Source organism: Hymenobacter bucti (genome assembly GCF_042681145.1).
Classification (GTDB): Bacteria; Bacteroidota; Bacteroidia; order Cytophagales; family Hymenobacteraceae; genus Hymenobacter; species Hymenobacter bucti.
Window position 1 is genome coordinate 373,751 of record NZ_JBHUFD010000005.1, and the last position, 19,137, is coordinate 392,887.

Annotated in this window: 15 protein-coding genes; 8 read left to right on the top strand and 7 right to left on the bottom strand. The window is 62.3% G+C overall.

The window, feature by feature from the left end; genetic code table 11:
* Window positions 1-30: 30 nt before the first annotated feature.
* A complete protein-coding gene (locus ACFSDX_RS13665) occupies window positions 31-1,419 on the bottom strand; it encodes a sensor histidine kinase (RefSeq protein WP_382314420.1) in 1,389 nt (462 codons plus the stop codon).
* 158 nt (window positions 1,420-1,577) lie between these two features.
* The gene (locus ACFSDX_RS13670; RefSeq protein WP_382314422.1) at window positions 1,578-2,867 is read right to left on the bottom strand and encodes an alpha/beta hydrolase family protein; all 1,290 of its coding nucleotides are present in this window, start codon (window positions 2,865-2,867) and stop codon (window positions 1,578-1,580) included.
* Between the two features lie 429 nt (window positions 2,868-3,296).
* On the opposite strand from ACFSDX_RS13670, the gene ACFSDX_RS13675 reads away from it, so the two are divergent.
* A complete protein-coding gene (locus ACFSDX_RS13675) occupies window positions 3,297-4,193 on the top strand; it encodes a carboxypeptidase-like regulatory domain-containing protein (protein WP_382314424.1) in 897 nt (298 codons plus the stop codon).
* A 188-nt stretch (window positions 4,194-4,381) separates the two neighbouring features.
* On the opposite strand, the gene ACFSDX_RS13680 is transcribed toward ACFSDX_RS13675, so the two are convergent.
* Both ACFSDX_RS13680 and ACFSDX_RS13685 read right to left on the bottom strand, forming a co-directional pair.
* The gene (locus ACFSDX_RS13680) at window positions 4,382-5,041 is read right to left on the bottom strand and encodes an OmpA family protein (protein ID WP_382314425.1); all 660 of its coding nucleotides are present in this window, start codon (window positions 5,039-5,041) and stop codon (window positions 4,382-4,384) included.
* A gap of 134 nt (window positions 5,042-5,175) precedes the next feature.
* A complete protein-coding gene (locus ACFSDX_RS13685) occupies window positions 5,176-7,782 on the bottom strand; it encodes a bifunctional UDP-N-acetylmuramoyl-tripeptide:D-alanyl-D-alanine ligase/alanine racemase (protein ID WP_382314427.1) in 2,607 nt (868 codons plus the stop codon).
* Window positions 7,783-7,923: 141 nt separating this feature from the next.
* Between ACFSDX_RS13685 and ACFSDX_RS13690 the strand changes: the two genes are divergently transcribed.
* Window positions 7,924-8,766 carry an endonuclease/exonuclease/phosphatase family protein gene (locus ACFSDX_RS13690; RefSeq protein ID WP_382314429.1) on the top strand — a complete coding sequence of 281 codons (843 nt, stop codon included), beginning with the start codon at window positions 7,924-7,926 and terminating at the stop codon, window positions 8,764-8,766.
* Window positions 8,767-8,878: 112 nt separating this feature from the next.
* Here ACFSDX_RS13690 and ACFSDX_RS13695 read toward each other — a convergent pair whose 3' ends face one another.
* Window positions 8,879-9,715, bottom strand: coding sequence for an oxidoreductase (locus ACFSDX_RS13695; RefSeq protein ID WP_382314431.1), 837 nt, complete (start codon window positions 9,713-9,715; stop codon window positions 8,879-8,881).
* Window positions 9,716-10,414: 699 nt separating this feature from the next.
* Between ACFSDX_RS13695 and ACFSDX_RS13700 the strand changes: the two genes are divergently transcribed.
* The 3 genes from ACFSDX_RS13700 to ACFSDX_RS13710 all read left to right on the top strand — a co-directional run bounded on the left by ACFSDX_RS13700 (window position 10,415) and on the right by ACFSDX_RS13710 (window position 14,719).
* Window positions 10,415-12,997: a YfhO family protein gene (locus tag ACFSDX_RS13700; RefSeq protein ID WP_382314433.1), complete on the top strand. Its 2,583-nt coding sequence runs from the start codon at window positions 10,415-10,417 to the stop codon at window positions 12,995-12,997.
* A gap of 115 nt (window positions 12,998-13,112) precedes the next feature.
* Window positions 13,113-14,012 carry a 1-aminocyclopropane-1-carboxylate deaminase/D-cysteine desulfhydrase gene (locus ACFSDX_RS13705; RefSeq protein ID WP_382314435.1) on the top strand — a complete coding sequence of 300 codons (900 nt, stop codon included), beginning with the start codon at window positions 13,113-13,115 and terminating at the stop codon, window positions 14,010-14,012.
* A gap of 68 nt (window positions 14,013-14,080) precedes the next feature.
* A complete protein-coding gene (locus tag ACFSDX_RS13710; protein WP_382314437.1) occupies window positions 14,081-14,719 on the top strand; it encodes a DUF4230 domain-containing protein in 639 nt (212 codons plus the stop codon).
* 68 nt (window positions 14,720-14,787) lie between these two features.
* On the opposite strand, the gene ACFSDX_RS13715 is transcribed toward ACFSDX_RS13710, so the two are convergent.
* The gene (locus tag ACFSDX_RS13715; protein WP_382314439.1) at window positions 14,788-15,150 is read right to left on the bottom strand and encodes a hypothetical protein; all 363 of its coding nucleotides are present in this window, start codon (window positions 15,148-15,150) and stop codon (window positions 14,788-14,790) included.
* Between the two features lie 102 nt (window positions 15,151-15,252).
* Complete coding sequence (locus tag ACFSDX_RS13720; RefSeq protein ID WP_382314441.1) at window positions 15,253-15,747, bottom strand: regulatory protein RecX; 495 nt, start codon at window positions 15,745-15,747, stop codon at window positions 15,253-15,255.
* A gap of 147 nt (window positions 15,748-15,894) precedes the next feature.
* Between ACFSDX_RS13720 and ACFSDX_RS13725 the strand changes: the two genes are divergently transcribed.
* From ACFSDX_RS13725 to ACFSDX_RS13735, 3 genes are all read left to right on the top strand, one after another.
* Window positions 15,895-16,755: a DMT family transporter gene (locus tag ACFSDX_RS13725; RefSeq protein WP_382314443.1), complete on the top strand. Its 861-nt coding sequence runs from the start codon at window positions 15,895-15,897 to the stop codon at window positions 16,753-16,755.
* Window positions 16,756-16,849: 94 nt separating this feature from the next.
* Entirely contained in the window at window positions 16,850-18,076 is a 1,227-nt protein-coding gene (locus ACFSDX_RS13730; protein ID WP_382314445.1) for a ferritin-like domain-containing protein, read from the top strand.
* Window positions 18,077-18,120: 44 nt separating this feature from the next.
* Window positions 18,121-19,116 carry a ferritin-like domain-containing protein gene (locus tag ACFSDX_RS13735; protein ID WP_382314447.1) on the top strand — a complete coding sequence of 332 codons (996 nt, stop codon included), beginning with the start codon at window positions 18,121-18,123 and terminating at the stop codon, window positions 19,114-19,116.
* Window positions 19,117-19,137: the final 21 nt, after the last annotated feature.

Below are 19,137 nucleotides of genomic sequence, written 5' to 3' on the forward strand. Positions count from 1 at the left end.
AACTGAGCACTACCAACTAAGCACTGATAACTAATAATTAAATAAGGGTAGCCGCATCACAAATTCAGTGTGGTTGCCTTCCTGGCTTTCAACTTCCAGGGTGCCGTCGTGGCCCTGCACCACGATATCGTAGCTCAATGATAGGCCCAGGCCGGTGCCCTCGCCCGCGGGCTTGGTGGTGAAAAAAGGCTGGAAAATTTTCTGCTGCACCGCCTCCGCGATGCCCGTGCCATTGTCGCGCACGCACACCACTACTTCGTCACCCTCGCGCTTGGTGCACACACGCACGGTGGGCGCGTAGCCCGGCTCGCCGGCTTGCTGGCGCTGGCGCACGGCGTAGAACGCATTGGTGAACAAGTTCAGCAGCACCCGCCCTAGGTCTTGGCTCACGGCTTCCACCAAGGGCAGCACCGGCGCAAAATCGGTTTGCAGGGTAGCGTTGAAGGTCTTGTCTTTGGCGCGCAGGCCGTGGTAGGCCAGGCGCAGGTACTCGTCGCAGAGCGCGTTGAGGTCGGTGAGCGTGCGCTCGCCCGTGCTCTGGCGGCTGTGCTCGAGCATGCCCCGCACGATGCTGGCCGCCCGCTGCCCGTGGTGCGTTATCTTCTGGATGTTCTGCTGCAAATCGGCCAGCAGCTCCGCTTCCAGCCCTAGGTCAGGGGCCGGCTTCGTTTGCTCGCTGGCCAGCTCATCGAGCAGCTCAGTGCTGACCTCGGCGAAGTTGTTGACGAAGTTGAGCGGGTTCTGAATCTCGTGGGCCACGCCCGCCGTCAACTCGCCCAGGCTCGCCATCTTTTCGGCCTGTATCAGCTGGCTTTGCGTAGTCTGGAGGTCGTCCAGGGCCTTGCGCAGCTCTTCCGACTGCTGGGTGAGGGCGGCGGTGCGCTCGGCTACCAGGCGCTCTAGCTCGGCATTTTGGGCGGCCACGAGCGCCCGGGCCTGGGCTTCTTCCTCGCGCTGCTTTTGCTCTTTCAGCAGAGTCTTCTTCTGCGCGCGGGCGGTCACGAGCAGCCCTATTACCAGCAGGGTCGTGAGCTGGCTCCCCGTGTTATAATAGCTGGCGTAGGGTGGCAGCAGCCGGTAGCTGCCCAATAGCAGCCCCACTTTAATCACCCATTTCAGCCAGACTAGCGCCACCCCAACCAGCAGCGTGCGGGCCGGGCGGTAGCTACGCAGCCGCAGCAGCGTACCGAGTATTACCGTGAAAACGAACAGCATGTACGCCTCGCCCAGCGCGCTGTTGTGGCGCAGGTACACCACCGAGTAGGCAAAGGCCAGCAGGGCCGGTAGCCACAGCCACGACAGCCAGCGGTTCCAGCGGGGCAGGCGCTCGGGCAGGTCGAATAGCCGCCGCAGCACCAGCACCAGCAGCATGGCGGCCGGCCCCAATACCAGTAAATCGGTGTCGTACTTAAAATTCATGCGCGCCTAGCTTGTCGTCTGAATAGCCGGTAGCCACCGGGCCAAAGCGGGCCGCCGCCCCTCGGCGCTACCCCGCCCGGCCAGCGGCCGACAATAATAGCGCGGGCGCGGGCTTCTACCTCAGCAGTCTGGCCGGCCGGCACTCATTTGCGGCAAAATTATTTCTTGGCCTGGGTGGTCAGCCACTGCTTCAGCGCCTCCAGCAGCGCGGGCGCCACGATGGGCCGGGGCTCGCCATCGAGCACTATCCACTGGGTGGGCGGGGGCTGCAGCAGGTGGTTGACGCCCGCCAGCCGCTGGCTGGTGATGGCGCGGTTGCCGTTGGCGTGCAGCTCCTTTTCCAGGGCCGCCAGATGCTCGGCGGGCGGGGCTTGCTCGTCGGCCAGGCCGCTCAGCAACAACACGGGCACTTGCACTGCTTCCAGGCCGGCCAGCGGGTCGAAGGCTAAAAAGGCCCGGCGCCAGGGCGTGAGCTGCGCGGCGGCGCGCTGCTGCGCGGCTTCGGGCAGCAGGCCAGGCTCGTCCTGGCTGAGGAGGTTGGCCACCATGGCCTGCGTCTGGCCTAGGTTAGTAGAGTAGCGCACCAGCTCGGCCAGCGCCGCCTGGCGGCGCAGGCGGAGGTCGAGCTCGGCGGGCGGCAGCTTTTGGGCGCGCAGGGCCGCGGCCTGCTGCGCCAGCAGCGTGGCCAGCCCCGGCTGCCCGTAGCCCGCCAGGCTCACCACAAAGGCCGGGGGCAACGGCTGAGCCGCGGCCAGCAGCGCCACGTTGGCACCCTCGCCGTGCCCCACGAGACCTAGGTGCAGCAAATCGACTTCGGGCCGCGTGCGCAGGTAGTTGAGCGCCGCCTGGGCATCGCCCACGCGCTGCGCGGTAGTGGTGGCGGCCGTGCTGCCCTCCGACTGGTCCACGCCCCGGTCGTCGAAGCGCAGCACGGCAAGGCCGTGGCGGGTGAGGTAGTCGGCCAGTAAACTCAGCAGCGGGTAGGTGCTCGGGCGCGGCCCGGCGCCGGGCTGCTCGGCCGGACGGCCATCGCGGTCCTGGGCGCCTAGGTCCGACAGCAGCACCACCGCTGGGAAAGGCCCCGGGCCGGCCGGCACCGTGAGCGAGCCTCCCAGCCGCAGCCGTGCGGTGAAGTTAGAAAATGTCACTTTTTCTTCCCGGTACGGCCGGCTCAGCGACGCTACGGCGCTGGTGGCGGCGGGCAGCGGAGCGCGGCGCAGCACCAGCGGCGCGCGCAAGCCCGGCTGCGTCCAGGTGCCGCGCAGCAGCAGCCCGCCCGAGTCGGGCCGGGCCAGCAACCGGCTGCCCAGCTGCGGCAGCAGCAGCAGCACCGAATCGGTGCCGGGCACTAGCTGTAGCTCGGCCGGCACCCGGCTCAGCTTCTGCATGGGCACGTCGAGCGCCGCAAAGTACTGCCCACCGGTCAGGGCTATTATACTTACTGTCATCTCTATGCGGCCGCCTGGCAGCGCTAGTGGGCCGCGCCATAGCCCCTCGAGAGGAGCCGCGTTTTTTGCTGCCGGCAGGGCCGCAAGCGGCACCGGTGCGGCTGGTACTACGGCCGGGCTTTGGGCCTGGCTGCCGGGTACTATGCCGCACCACCATAAGAGGATGGTAAATAGACAGCTATTTTTCACTTAGCGTAGATATTCGACTCTTCTGCAATTCATCCGAAAGGTACTTGTTTTTTGCATATTAGCAGGCCGAACAAATGATTTTCGTCATTTTTGAATTTATCAATAGCATTATCCTGAGTTCAAAGATAAATAATTTTACTCACTTGGGCCCTTTACGGTTATTTTTATTCGAAGTCGAGGAACTTCACAATACCTGATGCTAAATTTGTGGACTAAGCCTTTTTTTTAGCTTTTACCAATATGCTAAAGCGACTACTATTTATACTATCCGTTATCGGGCTATCGCCATTTATCAGCCGCGCCCAGGAGGGCCGCATTACGGGCCGCGTGGTCGATGCCGCCACCCAAAGCCCCATTCCCTTTGCTTCGATTAACCTGCGCGAAGAGCAAACCGGCGCGCTCACCAACGAATATGGCTATTTCCAGATGGCCATGCCCACTAAGGTGACCGAAGATTCCATCATCGTGATGGCGCTGGGCTACAAGCGCACGGCGCTCTTTGTGAAGCGCGGCACCAACATGGAGGAGGTTATTTTGCAGATTCCGAAGCAGCCCATTCAGCTAGCCAACATCGTGGTGGAAGCCAGCAAGGTGCGGCCGCTGATGCTGGGGGCACACAACAGCTCGCCCGGCGCGGGCATGATACAGGGGATGCCCGGCAGCCAGTACGCCTTTTTGTGCAAGAATGAGAAGGCCAAAAAGCTGGGCTTTATCCGCTCGGTGGCCTTTTACATCGGCGAAAACGGCTTTCCGCGCGAGCCGTTTCGGGTGCGCCTCTACAAGGCTGATGGCAACTACAACGCGCCCAACTCGGACATGCTCGGCGAGAGCGTTATCGTGTCGGCAGCCCGCGGCGGCGAGTGGTTTACGGTCGACCTGACGAGCTACAACATCCCGGCGCCCGAGGAGGGCTTTTACGTGGCCATGGAGTGGATTGTGAGCGGTGACAAGTTCTACACCACCAACTTCATGGACAACTACACGCCCTACGGCCAGATTCTGCGCCCCACCTTCGAGTTTAAAGACAGCCGCACCTGGAGCTACGCCATCGGCCGCGGCTGGAACCTGGTGACGCTCGCCAACGGCGGCTCGCGCTTCAACGCCATGATGCGCGCGGAAGTAGACGAATATAAATAAATCGCAGATTCAACTAATTTAACGGATTGCGCAGATACGCCCGCCTGCGGCGGGCTGACGATGCGAACGCAGGAGTGGCTTCGCCAGCTCTTTTTACAAGCTAGCCGAAGGCTACTCTGCGTTCGCATCGTCAGCCCGCCGCAGGCGGGCGTATCTGCGCAATCCGTTAAATCAGTTGAATCTGCGATTTATTTGACCTTCACAGCGATTTCTACGCGGCGGTTTTCCTTGCGGCCAGCGGCGGTGGCGTTGCTGGCTGCGGGCTGCTCCTCACCAAAGGCTTCGGTGCTAACGCGGTCGGCGGGCATTTTATCGGTGGTTACCAAGAAGTTTTTCACGGCCTCGGCGCGCTGCTTGCTTAGGTCGCGGTTGTAGCTCTTGTCGCCGCGCGAGTCGGCAAAGCCCAGAACGCGCACGTCTTTACCCGCGTAGCGCTGATTGATGGAGGCCGTAATCTGCTTCAGCGCCTCAGCGGCGGTCGGCTTCACTGTCGCCTTATCGGTATCGAAAAGCACTTTCTCATCGACGCCGTACACCTGGTAATCGTCGTTGCCCCGCACGGTGATGCCCGTCAGGTTCACCTCCGGAAATTTAACATCGGCCAGCTTGGCCTTGGTAAGGTCAAACGCATTGCCGATGGCCGAGCCGGCCTTGCTGGCGGCGCTGTCCACAGCATCAGCAGCGTTAGTGGCTACGTCGGCGGCGGTCTGGCCGGTGCGAGCCACTACGGCCGTGTCCTGGGTGGCGTCAGAAAGCGTGCTTTTATCGTCGGTTTTCTTGAGGTCGTTGCAGCTGGTGGCCAAGGAGAGGGAGGCAGCAGCCAGCAGCGTAAGGGTGAGCTTATTCATTGAAATGTCAGTAAACTGTGAAAGAATGAGAAGATACTTACGCGCAGATGCGCCCCAGCGTTGGACACCAAGCCCCGGCCGGCCCTAGGTAGCTACTGGCCGAGGCAGCGTTAAGCACCAGCGTTCGCTACCCCTTACTCACTCACAAACACGCGCTTCACGCGCTCGCTCACGTTGGTGAGTATTTCGTAGGGAATTGTGCCGATACGCTCGGCCAGCTCATTGATAGTCAAGCCTTCGCCAAAAATAATAGCCACATCACCGGGCTGCGTTTCGGGAATGTCGGTGACATCGACCATTACCATGTCCATGCACACCGAGCCCACCACGGGCGCGCGGCGGCCGTGCAGCAGCACCAGCCCCGCCCCGGCGCTGAAACGTCGGTCGTAGCCGTCGGCGTAGCCAATGGCCAAGGTGGCCAGGCGGCGCTCGTGGGCCGTGGCCGCGCCGCGGCGGCCATAGCCCACGGTGGTGTCGGCGGGCAGGGTCTTGACCTGCGACACGGTGGTGCGCAGCGTGCTCACGGGCAGCAGGTTATGGCTACCCTCGTCACCCGCCTCCACGCCGTACAGCCCCACGCCGAGGCGCACCATATCAAACTGCGCCTCGGGAAAGCGCCGGATGCCGGCCGAGTTGAGCGCGTGCTTCAGCACCGGGCGCCCCAGCACGGCCTCAACGGCGGCGGCCATGCGCTGGAACGTGCTGAGCTGCTGCCGGGTAAAGTCGTCATGCGCGGGGTCGTCGGCGGCGGCGAGGTGCGTCATGAGGCTGGCCACGGGCAGCTGGGCGCGGTGCGCAGCTAGTAATTCGAGCAATGCCCCTAGGTCGTTTTCATCGAAGCCCAGGCGGCGCATGCCGGTATCGAGTTTGAGGTGCAGCGGTGGCAGCGGCGCGGTGCCGGTGGGGGCTTCCTGGGCGGCTTGCAGGTAGTCGTGTAGGCGCTCTAGGGAGTAGATTTCGGGCTCCAGGCGGTAGCGGCGCAGCTGCTCGAAGCTATCGGGCCCGGGGTTTAGCACCATGATGGGCAGGCTGATGCCGTTTTCGCGCAGCTGCTGGCCCTCGTCGGGGTAGGCCACGGCCAGGTAGTCGGCCCGCTGAAACTGGAGCAGGCTGGCCACTTCATACGAGCCGCTACCGTAGGCAAATGCCTTCACCATCACCATGAGCTTGGTGCCGGGGCGCAGCCGCTGGCGGTAGTACTGCAGGTTGTGGGTCAGCGCGTCGAGGTTGACTTCCAGCACCGTGCCGTGCTGCAGCTGCTGCAAGGCCGCCACCACGCGCTCAAACCCAAACCGCCGCGCACCCTTAATAAGGATGGTTTCGTTCTGAAAATCAGTGGGCCGTAAGTCGGCCAACAGCGCCTCGGTGGTGGGGTATGTTTGAGTTAAGAGTTGACTTTGCTGGTCTTTGGCAGTTTCACTGACTCCAATTCGTAACTCTTCACTCTTAACTCTCAACTCATAACTCAACTCTTCCCCCACCCCAATCAGCCGCGTGATGCCGTGGGCCCGCACCAGGGCCAGCACGCGGGCGTACAGGGCGGGGCCGCTGAGGCCCGACTCCAGCACGTCGCTGAGAATGAGGGTGCGACCGCCGGGCCGGGCCTGCCGGCTCAGGGCGTCGAGGGCCAGCGCGAGGCCAGCTAGGTCGTTGTTATAGGTATCGTCGAGCAGGTAGCAGCCGTGGCGGCCCTGCTTCCTTTCGAGGCGCATGGCCACGGGCTGCAGGCGCAGCAGCCGGCGCTGAATTTCGGCCGGCGCGAGGGCCGTGGCGGGGTCGAGCTGGCGCCACAACAGCACGGCCAGGCAGTGCAACGCGTTCTCCACGGAGGGCTCGTCGGCAAACGGCAGCGTGAAGCGCGTGGCCGCTAGCAGCGCCGGCTGGCCCGCGGGCAGCGACTGCGCCAGGCCGGCCTCACCCAGCCGCACGCGCACCGTGGTGCCCGCGCCGGTGGGCTTAAGGCGGAAGCGCAACGCCGCGCCGGGCACCGCGTGGCGCGTCCAGGCCAGGGCGGGCAGGGCGCGGGCCTGCACGGCGGCGTGCACAGCGGGCTGGTCGGCGCAGTACACCAGCAGCTCGAAGCCGGGCCGCTCAAACAGCGTCAGCTTTTCGGCCAGCTTCTCGCCTTCGGAGGCAAAACCGGCGTCGTGGGCCGTGCCTAGGGTCGTGAAAATGCCATGCGTGGGCGCAATGATGCGCGCCAATCGGGCCATCTCGCCCCGTTCCGAAATACCGGCTTCGAAGATGCCCAGGGTGTGCCGGCCGGGTGCTAACTCCCACACGCTCAGCGGTACGCCTATTTGCGAGTTGTAGCTCTTGGGCGAGCGGCAGATGTCTTCGTCGGGGGCCAGCAGCTGGGCCAGCCACTCCTTCACGATGGTCTTGCCATTGGAGCCCGTGATGGCCCACACCGGCCGCTGAAAAGTGCCTCGGTGCGCGGCGGCCAGCGTTTGCAGCGCCGCCAGCGCCGCGGGCACCAGCACAAAGCCCGCCCCGGCAAACGGCTCCAGGCTGGCCAGCGCGTGGCTCACCACAAACAGCCGCACGCCCTTGGCATACAGCGCGGCCAGGTGGTGGTGGCCATCGTGGTGGGGCCCGCGCAGGGCAAAGAACAAGGCGCCCTCGGTGAGGCCCACGCGGCGGCTATCGAGCAGCAGCGTGGCAATGGTAGCGTCAGTGGCGGGGGCTTGGAGCAGGGTACCGCCGAGCAACGCGGGCAGGTTAGAAAAGCGGATGGGCATAACGGCCGCAAAGGTCGGGCGCCCGCTTGGTACGGGCGTGGCACCTAGGGCCGACCTAGGGGCACTCGGGCAGGCTGGCTATAACTTGCCCCGGAATAGGGGGCCGCTTTTGCCGGCGACCCACCCCACAAAAACCATTTTATGCGTTTGATAATCTGCTTATTGCTAAGCTGCCTTGGTTTCGCCCAAGTAGCCGCTGGCAAGGCCCCAGTGCCGCTCCGCATTGCCACCTACAACCTGCGCTACAACAACCCCGGCGATGGGACCGACGCCTGGCCCAATCGTAAAGAAATGGTAAAGAACCTGGTTCGCTACCACGATTTTGACGTTTTCGGGACGCAGGAGGGCTTCCGCGAGCAGCTTAAAGGCGTGGCCGAACTGCCTGGCTACACTTTCGTGGGCCGCGGGCGCGACGATGGCAAGGAAGCCGGCGAGCACTCGGCCATTTTCTACAAGAAGGCTCGCTTGCAGCTCCTCCAAACCGGCGACTTCTGGCTGAGCCAGACGCCCGACCGCCCCGGCAAGGGCTGGGATGCCACCTGCTGCAACCGCATCTGCACCTGGGCGCAGTTCAAGGACGTGCAGACCGGGCAGGTATTCTACTTTTTTAGCGTGCACTTCGACCACGAGGGCGTGGAAGCGCGCCGCCAATCGGGCCACCTGATGGTGCAGAAAATCAAGGAAATCGCTAAAAACGCGCCCGTAATCTGCGTGGGCGACCTCAACTCGACACCCGACACCGAGCAGGTCAAAACCCTGCAAATGCTGCTCGGCGACGCTCACGAGCTCACGCAGCAGCCCGCCTACGGTCCCGTCGGCACCTTCCAAGGCTTTAAGCTCGACGCACCGCTGGCTGACCGCATCGACTACATCTTTGTGAGCCGCGGCAGCATCGTGCTCAGCTACGCAGTGCTCACGGATTCCATGCGCGGCCATTACCCTTCCGACCACTTCCCGGTGCTGGCCGAGGTGCTGCTGAAGTAGAGCTGAGCAATTACCAGTTCGCGCAGTGTTTCGCAGTGTCCTAATAAAAAGAGTACTGTGAAACCCTGCGCTTTAACACCCCGAAACACTGCGCGAACTATAAGAATCGATGCTAAAAATCTGTCGGCTCGCCTAGGTAGGCGAAGTCGTCGAGTTCCTTGAGGGTGTCTTGCAGCTTTTGGCGCACTAGCTGGTAGGCGAAGGCGCCGAGCAGCAGGTGCTGCGGCGGATTGGGCAGGCGCACCAGTTGGTACATGGCCTCGGCGGCCTTGGCGGGGTCGCCTTTTTGATTGCCATCGCGGCCCAGCGAAGCTTTGAGACCCTCGCCCACCGTGAGGGCGTAGTCGGCAATTTTTGCCTTGGTATAGGTAGCCGATTCGCCCGCCCACTTGGTACGGAACGGCCCCGGCTCCACGTTGGTGACGTGGATGCCGAGCGGCTTGAGTTGCGCGACCAGCGACTCGCCCAAGCCTTCCAGCGCGAACTTGGAGCCGTTGTAAATGCCCGCGTGCGCCATCCCTATCATGCCGCCCACCGAAGTAATATTGAGAATATTACCCGACTTGCGCTCGCGCAGGTGCGGCAGCGCCGCCCGCACCACGCGCAGCGGCCCAAACACGTTTACGTCGAACTGCCGCTGGGTTTCTTCCTCCGAGATTTCCTCGATGCTGCCCAGCGAGCCGTAGCCCGCGTTGTTCACCACCACATCGAGGTGGCCAAAGGTGCTGATGGCGTGCTGCACGGCACCTTGTATCTGCTCGGCATCAGTCACATCGACCAACACACCTAGGCTGTGACCGGGCTTTCTTTTCGTGAATTCTTCGACCTGCCCAGACTTGCGGAAGGTGGCGGCCACCTTCTCGCCTTTGTCAAGCAGCAGGGTAGCCAGGGCCTCGCCGAGGCCGGTGGAGGCGCCGGTGATAAACCAGTTTTTTGGGGTTTCAGGCATGAGACAGCTAGTAAAGGGGAGCTGCTAAGACGCCCAAAGAGGATACATTGTTCAGCTACAGGCTTCCTGCTGCTACGCGGGCGCCTCCCCCGCAAACTCTTGGTCGCGTTCTCACGTTTGCCTAGTACATTTGCTACACCACAAAATAAGGGGCCAAGCGCCCGGCCCAGCCCCTTATTCTAGTTACTCAAGCAGATGAGTAAGTAGCAAGAAGCCAATGGCTTTTGCCGCTCCGCTCACCAGGCCTAGCAAAATTGCTTTGCCGACTGCTTGTAGCAACTGTAGCGCACGTTCCCTTTTCATTGGTTAAGATGGGGGTGTTGCATCACCCACTTCTTGAACCCTCGGTTGTCTCACCAGCCGGGGGTTCGCCGTTTATAGGCGACCGTATTGGTGGGGTGTTTACCGTACGTTGGGCTGAAGGCAGATTAGTGATTGATAAGAAAGGAAGACAGCTAATATTACTAGTATGAGAGTCTCAGCAGCTTTATAGCTGACCAGCAATATCTTAAAATCAAAGCAAGTAAGTTGTCCACAGGTTTGGTAACCGCCGAATGTGGAAAACTTTTGATTTTAACCGATTTAGCATCATCGCACAAAATAGCTCTTCACTTTTACAACTTCGGCGGACCGCACCACCCCTTCCCCGCCCCGGCGCTACCTTCGGGCCTCATTTGCCCCATTGCTAAAAGCCGCCCGATGGCCGTTTCTCCTTCGTATTCTCCTACGCCTGCGCCGCTGTGGCAGCGGGCTTGGCCGCACGTGCTGGCCGTGTTATTCTTCGTGGTGCTGGCCGTGGCCTACTTCGCGCCCATCGTATTTAACCACCAAACGCTGGCGCAGCACGACATCACCCAGTTTCAGGGCGGGGCGCACGAGACGCAGCAGTGGGCTGCCGAGCACGGCCACGAGCCGCTGTGGACCAATTCCATGTTCAGCGGGATGCCGACGTACCTAATTTCGGTGCACTTCCCCGGCGACCTGTTCGTGTACGTGCAGAAGGCCGTGGCCCTGGGGCTGCCGGGGGTAGTCAGCAACCTATTTGTGGCTTTGCTGTGCGGCTACGTGCTGCTGGTGGCTCTGGGGGTACGCCCGCTGGTGGCGGTGGCCGGTGCGGTGGCGCTGGGCTTTTCGAGTTACAACCTCGCCATTCTGGCCGCCGGACACAATACCAAGTCGTGGGCGCTAGCCTACGCGCCGCTGGTGTTGGGCGGGCTGATGCTGGCCTTTCGGCAGAATAAGTGGCTGGGCGCGGCACTGTTCACGCTGGGCCTCACCCTGAATGTGCGCGCCAACCACCCGCAGATTACCTACTACCTCGGGCTGCTGGTCATCATTTACGGCATTATTGAGTTGGTGGCAGCCGTGCGGGCCGGGCGCCTGAGCGACTACCTAGGGCGCACCGTGCTGCTGGGCATCGGCGCTGCGCTGGCCATTGGCGTGAGCTTCGGCCGCCTCTACACCACCTACGAATACAGCAAATACAGCAACCGCTCGCCTTCCGAGCTCAAAGCCCTGCCGCCCGCACCCGGCCAGCCCGCCGCGCCCAGCGCCCGGCAGCAGGACCGCGACTACGCCTTTGCCTACAGCTACGGCATCGGCGAAACCATGACGCTGCTGGTGCCCAATTTCTACGGCGGCAGCAGCGCCATGCCCCTGGGCAACGACTCGAACATGGCCCGCGAGCTCAACACCATGGGCGCCGGCGCCGACGCCCTGGCCAGCATGCCCACCTACTGGGGCGACCAGAGCTACGTGGCCGGCCCCGTGTACGTGGGCGTGGTGGTGTGCTTTCTGTTTGTGCTGGGCTTGTTTGTGGTGGATAAGCGCACGCGCTATTGGCTGCTGGCGGGCACCCTAGTCTCGTTTGTGCTGGCCTGGGGCAAGAACTTCGAAACGATTAACAACTTGATATTCGACTACCTGCCGGGCTACCGCAGCTTCCGCGCCGTGAGCATGGGCCTGGTAATCGCGCAGCTGGCCATGCCACTGCTGGCCGCGCTGGCGCTCTCGCGCATCCTGCGCCCCCGCGAAGCCGCTGAGCCCCTAGGTGCCGCCCCCGCACCTACCGAGCCCCTGCACCCGGCCCTGGCCAAGGCCGCCCGCGCGGCGGCTGGCGCCCCCACGGTAGTGGTCGATTCAGCTGATAACCAGTACCGCACCCGACAGCTGCTCTACGCGGGCGCTATCACGGCGGGCTTCTTGCTGCTGACTTGGCTGGTGAGCTTCAGCTTCGATTTTGCCTCGCCGCAAGATGCCAACCTCACGCAGGCCGGCTTCACGCCGCAGCTGCTGAGCGCCTTGCGCGCCGACCGGGCCGACTTGCTGCGCGGCGACGTGTGGCGCGGGCTGCTCTTCGTGGGCCTCACCCTGGGTGCCCTTTATTTCTATTTGAAGGGTAAAATTCAGGCCGGCGTGGCCGCGGGCTTGGTAGTGGCGCTGGTGCTGCTCGACCTCTGGACGGTGGATAAACGCTACCTAGGCGAGAAAAACTACCAGACCGAAACTATCGTGGAGAGCTTCCAGCCCTCGCCTGCCGACCAGCAGATTCTCCAGGATAAAGACCTGAGCTACCGCGTACTCAACGTGGGCAACCCTTTCAACGAGGCCCGCACCTCATACTTCCACAAGAGCATCGGCGGCTACCACGGCGCCAAGCTGCGCCGCTACCAGGACCTGGTGGAGCGCCAGATTTCGACCAACAACACCGGCGTGCTCAACATGCTGAACACGCGCTACGTCATCGTGCCCGGCCAGCAGCAGGGCCAGCCCGAACAGGTGCAGCGCAACCCCAGCGCCAACGGCAACGCCTGGTTTGTGCGCGAGCTGCGCGCCGTCCAAAATCCCGACCAGGAGATGGCCGCCCTCACCAGCCTCGATACCAAGCACGTAGCCGTGGTAGACGTCTCGAAGTTTCCAAGCGTGAAGCCGACCACCTACGCCGATTCGTCGGGCACCATCGCCCTCACCAACTACGCCCCCGACGCCCTCACCTACCGCTACACGGCGGCCCAGCCCAGCACGGTCGTGTTCTCCGAAATCTACTACGCCGACGGCTGGCAGGCCTTTCTCGATGGCAAGGAGGTGCCGCACTTCCGCGCCGACTTCGTGCTGCGCGCCCTGCAAGTGCCGGCCGGCTCGCACGAAATCAAGTTCGTGTTTGAGCCCAAGGAATACAAAATTGGCAACACCGTATCGTTGGTTTCGAGCCTAGGCGTGTTGCTGGCCGTGGTAGCGGCCAGTGTATTCGGCACGCGCCGCCGCAAAGAGCCACTAGCCTAGCTTCTCTCCTACTATCTGTCATCCTGAGCTTGCGAAGGACTTTTTATACCTAGTTAAGCTCTAGGCATAAAAGGTCCTTCGCAAGCTCAGGATGACATTTTTAGTTTAAATGGTAATGCCTGACCAGCTTCTTCAACTCATCCCGCACCCCCTCGCCGCCAGCTACGGCGTGCGCCTGCTGCTCTGGCGCGACGACCTGCTGAACCCCGACCTGCCCGGCAACAAGGCCCGCAAGCTCAAATACAACCTACTGGCGGCGCGCACGCAAGGCCACACCCACCTACTCACCTTCGGCGGCGCCTATTCCAACCATCTGGCCGCCGTGGCTACGGCGGGCCGGCTCTATGGCTTCGATACCATTGGCCTAGTGCGGGGCGAAGAGCACACGCCGCTCAACCCGACCCTGGCCCGCTGCGTGACCGATGGCATGCAGCTGCACTACCTCGACCGCACTACTTACCGGCGGCGCACTGAGCCGGAGTTTCTGGCAGACTTACAAAAAACCTACGGTCCCGCCTACCTGCTACCAGAAGGCGGCACCAACGCCCTAGCCCTGCGCGGCGTGGCCGAACTCATCGGCGAGCTGCGCCAGCAAACCGATTTCGACGCCGTGGCCGTGGCTGCCGGCACGGGTGGCACGCTAGCAGGCCTGGCGCTGGGTCTGGCCGAAGCGCACTACCCTGCCCGCGTCCTAGGATTAGTGGCACTGAAAGGTGCTGGCTTCTTGCGAGATGAAGTAGACGCGCTGACCCAAGCCGCCACCGGCCAGCCGCTCACCAACTATGAGCTGCACCTCAACTATCACTTCGGTGGCTACGCCAAACTGCCGCCTGAGCTGCGCGCTTTCATTGAGCACTTCGAGGCCGATTTTGGCGTGCTGCTCGACCCGATTTATACTGGCAAGCTGTTATCTGGCGTGTTAGACCTCATCAGCCGCAGGCATTTTGCGCGGGGTAGCACGGTGGTGGCGGTGCACACGGGCGGCCTGCAGGCTTGGGCGGGGTTTGGCCAGTAGCGCAACTTACAAGTGCTAAGGCCGCGCTTACCCCAACGGCTAGCGCCGAGAGCCGTATTCAGGGGTCTATGCCGCTCACCCGTTTGCTTCGTCGCCTGCTTCCACTGGTTTTGCTCGTTGCCCTAGGGGTATTTTTGTGGCGCAAAATAGGCTCGACGCTCGCCAGCCTCAACCCGCTGGCCGCCCGCGAGCCGCAGGTGACGGTGACCCACAACACGGTGCTGACCCAAGTGGAGGCTCTAGGTCGGCTGGAGCTAGTGCGCTACCGCTTCAAGGACGTGGTGGAGTACAAGAAATCATCGAAATACCCTTTCCTGCCCGATGCCAAAGCCGCCCTCATCGTGGGTGGCGAGGCCGTGGGCTGCCTCGACCTGCGCAAAATCAAGCCGCAGGACGTTTCCTTCGAGGGCGACTCGGTGGTGCGCGTGCTGCTGCCTGCGCCCGAGCTGTGCTCCTTCCAAGTCAACCACGACCAAAGCCGCGTTTTCAGCACTGAGAATGGCTTTTTCCAGGATGCCGCGCTCGTTGATGAGGCCTACCGCTACGCCGAGGCGCAGGTGCGGCGCTCGGCCCTGCAATCGGGCATTCTGGCCGAAACCCAGCGCAACGCCGAGCAAATACTGGTGCCCATGCTACGCACGCTCACGGGACGGCGCGTCATCATTGGGCAGCGACTGGTAGTGCCCACGCCAGCCCGTAAAATGTAGCAACTCGTGCCAACAGAAAAGGCAGCCCCTAGGTAGGGGCTGCCTTTTCTGTTAATTATTCATTTTACTTACGCGGCGCGGAAGCCCGTGGCCTGGCGCACGCTGCGCTCATTGCCGCTGGCAGGGTCGGTATAGCTGTGGTCGCTTACTTCTACCGACAGGTGCTTGCCGATTAGCTCCTTGGTGTCGAGGTCTTTGCCATCGTGCGGCTTGATGCCCACGGCCGAGTACAGCGACAGGATAATGGGATGACCAGCCGGCGAGTTATAAAATCGCTGCGTCACGAAGCCATCTTCGCTTTCCATGCGAGCCGCAAAAAACGGCACGTTCTGGTGCTCGCTGGTGCCTTCCTCAATGCTAGTGATGGTGACGGTGTGGCGGCCATCGGGCAGGAAGCCTTTTTCCTCGCCCTTTTCAACGGAAATTTTCATAATCTCAGAAAGTTACTGCTAGTATAGTTAGTACTAACGTATTTGACAGCCCTAGGTTGCCCGCGCTGCCAAATTGCTTGTCGATTCTACGCAAGTACTCCGTTATTCTTCCGCCGCTAACTCGCCCAGCGCCTCCTGAATCAGGTCCGATTCGTAGCCCTTTTGAATGAGGTAGGCCGTGAGCTTGAGCTTGCGCTTCATGGGGTGGCTTTCCTTTTCGCGGGCGTCGCGCTGCTCCAGCAGCTGCTTGAGCTTGGCGTAGTATTCGTCGCCGTCAAGCTCCTTCAGGCCGCTCTTGATGCAGTACTCGCTCAGGCCTTTGGCCTTCATTTCCATTTTGATGCGGCGGCGGCCCCAGCCGTTGCTACGGTGCTTGCCGCGGGCGTAGGCCTGGGCATAGCGCTCCTCATCGAGTAGCTTTTCGCGGCTCAAGCGAATAATGATTTCGCCGGCTTCGTCTTCGTCGAGGCCGTAGCTTTTCAGCTTTTCGGCCACTTCTTTCTGAGTGCGCTCCTGGTAGGCGCAGAAGGCAGCTATTTTGGGTAGGGCCTCCAGGGGCGTGTAGCTTTTGGGGGCTTTGTCGGGGTTCTTAAACATAAGCAGGGAGAGGAGCGGCCACGAAGTACGGGAACGAAGCGGGGCCGGGGCCGTTGTAGGGGCAAGCCACAAGTTATTCTGCTTTAATAACGGCTGGCGGGGGCCAAATGTGCCACTGCGCGGGGAATCCTCCCGTCTTTGTGCCCTATGCGCGTTTCGCCCGGAATTTTTTACATGCTGGCCTCCACGGCGCTGCTGGCCTGCGTCAACGTGGCCGTGAAGAAGCTGCCGGATATCCCCACCGCCGAAATTATCTTCGCCCGCTGCCTTATCTCGCTCAGCCTCACGGTTTGGCAGTTGCGCCGCACCAACGTGTCGGTGTGGGGCCCGCCCGAAGCTCGGCGCAACCTGCTGGGGCGCGGCGTGTTTGGGGCGGGCTCACTCATCTTGGGCTTCTTGGCTCTCAAAGTGCTGCCCCTAGGTACCGCCGCCACCCTCAGCTACCTGGCGCCGGTGGTGACGGCGGTGGCCGCCATCTGGCTGATTGGTGAGCCGCTCAAACCCTGGCAATGGCTGTTTTACGCGCTGGCGGTGGCCGGCGTGTTGGTGGCCAAGGGCACGGTGGGGCTGCTGTCGGCGGGCGTGCTGCTGGGCGTGGGGGCGGCGGTGTCATCGGGCGTGAGCAGCGTATTCTTGCGCCGAGCGGGCGACAAAATCGCGCCGCTGGTACCGGTTTTTTATTTCAATATGGTGCCCCTGGCCATTGCCAGCGTGTGGATGCTTTTTGACCTGAAGCTGCCGCACGGCACAGATTGGGCGTGGCTGCTGCTGGCGGGCCTGTTTACGCACGTGGCGCTGTGGTGCGTCACGCACGCCTTCCAGAAGCAGCAGGCCAACTTCGTGGCGGCGCTCGACTACCTAGGGCTGCTCTACGCTATTGCGCTGGGCTACTTCGTGTTTGGCGATGAGGTTAAGTTCAGCGTGTACCCCGGCATTGCGCTGCTCCTGCTGGGGGTCGGGCTCAATGCCTGGTACACCTCGCGGCCAACTCAAAGGGCTGAGGAATAAGCTTTATTAGGCTTTACGGCCGCCTATTGGGCAGCCTCGCTGGGTATATATTTGTGAAACTCTTATTCACAATCTTACCATATACCAGGCTTTTATGGCTTTTCATTTACTGAGTAGCACTATTGAGGAAAATACTGTTAGTGGGCCTTCCCGGCGCTCTTTTCTTCGCTATACCGGCGCCAGTGCGGTAGCCGGCAGCTTGTGGCTCGCTAGCTGCACCAAGAAGGACGACCCTGCCGTAGTAACCCCGCCGCCTACCATCGCCAGCTTCACGCCCGCCAGTGGCATGCCGGGCGCTACCGTCACGGTCACGGGCACCAACCTAGGCGGCACTACTAGCCTCCTGCTGGGCACCGTTGCCACCACGTTCACGGTGGTCAATGCTACTACCGTCACGTTCACGGTACCCGCCGCGGCCCAAACGGGCGCGCTGGTGCTGACTGCGCCGGGCGGCACCGCCACGTCGGGCGGCTCGTTTACCGTACTGCCTGCGGCTTCTACGGCTCCGGCCATCACTGGCTTTTCGCCCACCAGCGCGCTGCCTGAGGCTTCGGTCACCCTCACCGGCACTAACCTGGCCAGCGTTACCTCCTTAACGGTGAATGGCATCGCCACTACAACCCTTATTAAGCTGACCGTTAACGGGGTTACTACCATCAGCTTCACGGTGCCGCCTGCGGCTACGGCCGGCGCGGCTACCGTCGTCGTAACCGGGCCGGGCGGCACGGGCACCAGCATGGGCCTCACGGTGCTGCCCAGCACGGTGAGCGTGGGCACCGGCGACGCCGGCGTGCTCAACTACGCCTACGCCCTGGAGCAGCTCGAAGCCGCTTTCTACACGCAGCTGCGCACCGGCTCATACTACACCGGCCTGGGCAGCAATAGCGCCGAGAAGCTGGCGCTCAATGACCTCTACTACCACGAGGTCATTCACCGCGACTTCCTCAAAGCCGCCATCGCGGCGGCGGGGGCGACTCCACTCAAAGACCTGACGGTAGATTTCACCAGTATCGATTTTTCGTCGCGGTCGTCGGTACTCGGCGCCGCCAGGGCGTTTGAGGACCTAGGCGTAGCCGCCTACGCCGGGGCGGGGCAGTTCATCAGCTCGCCGGCCTACCTACTCATCGCGGGCAAAATAGCGTCGGTAGAAGCCCGCCACGCCGCCCTCATCCGCGATATGCTGACTGAAAACAGCTTTGTGGGTAGCGACATCGTGGATAGCAACAGCCTCGAAATGGCCAAGGTGCCTTCGGTGGTAGTGGCCGTGGCCAACACCTTCCTGGCCATTGGCTCGAAACTCGATGTTTCGGGCTTGGTATAACGGGTTATCTTACTGATTCTTCACGTATTCAATTCGCTATATACATGGATTTTTTTACTATCCTTTCCCAGCTAGAAGAGGTTGACCCTGAGGTATACGGCCGCCTCGATTCGCGCCGCGCGGTGTTTAAGCACCTGGGCGGCCTGGGCCAAAAGCTAACGGCCGCGGCCCTACCGCTGGCCGTGGGCGCGGTATTCAACAAAGCCTACGCCCAAACGCCAGTCGGCGCTTCCGTGGCCGACGTGCTCAACTTTGCCCTCAAGCTGGAGTACCTGGAAATGTACTTTTACCAGCAGCGCACTTCGGTGGCGGCCACCGCCTACAACCAACTGAGTGCCACCAACCGCGCCGCCCTCGACCTGATTGCGACGGATGAAGCCAACCACGTCAGGTTTTTGCGCTCCACGATAGCCGCCTTGGGCGCTACGGCCATCCCTGACCCCACCGCTCTCACGTTCGATTTCAGTGCCGGCAAAGGCAGCGCGACTGGGCCGCTGGCCGATTACCGCACCAACCCCGCCACGTACCTGGCGCTGGCCCAGTCGTTTGAGGACCTAGGCGTGCGGGCCTACAAGGGCGCCGCGCCGCTCGTCGCCACCAACCGCGCGGTGCTCACGGCCGCGCTCAGCATCCACGCCGTGGAGGCCCGCCACTCCTCGCACCTGCGGGCCATGCGCCGGGCCTACGGCACCAATGCTACCCCCGCGCAGGGTATTCCGGTAGCCCCCTACTCGGCGGCACCCAAGAGCTGGGTTTCGGGCACCGATGGCGGCGGGCCTATCCCGGCCGGCGGGGCTGGCATCAGCACCCTACCCATTTACTCGGGCGGCAACAATAATAACGCCCCTAGCAACATCACCTTCCCCGCCGAAGACAACGTGACGCAGGGCGGCATTTCGCTCTCGACCTCCACCAGCCCCAATTTCAGCGGCTTCCCGGCTTCGGCATTTAGCGAGGCGTTCGACGAAGGGCTGGACGTAGGTACCGTATCGACCATTGCCCGGCTGTTTGTGATAACTAACAGCACGTTGTTTAGCTAGCCAGCCACGCGCTAGCTATTC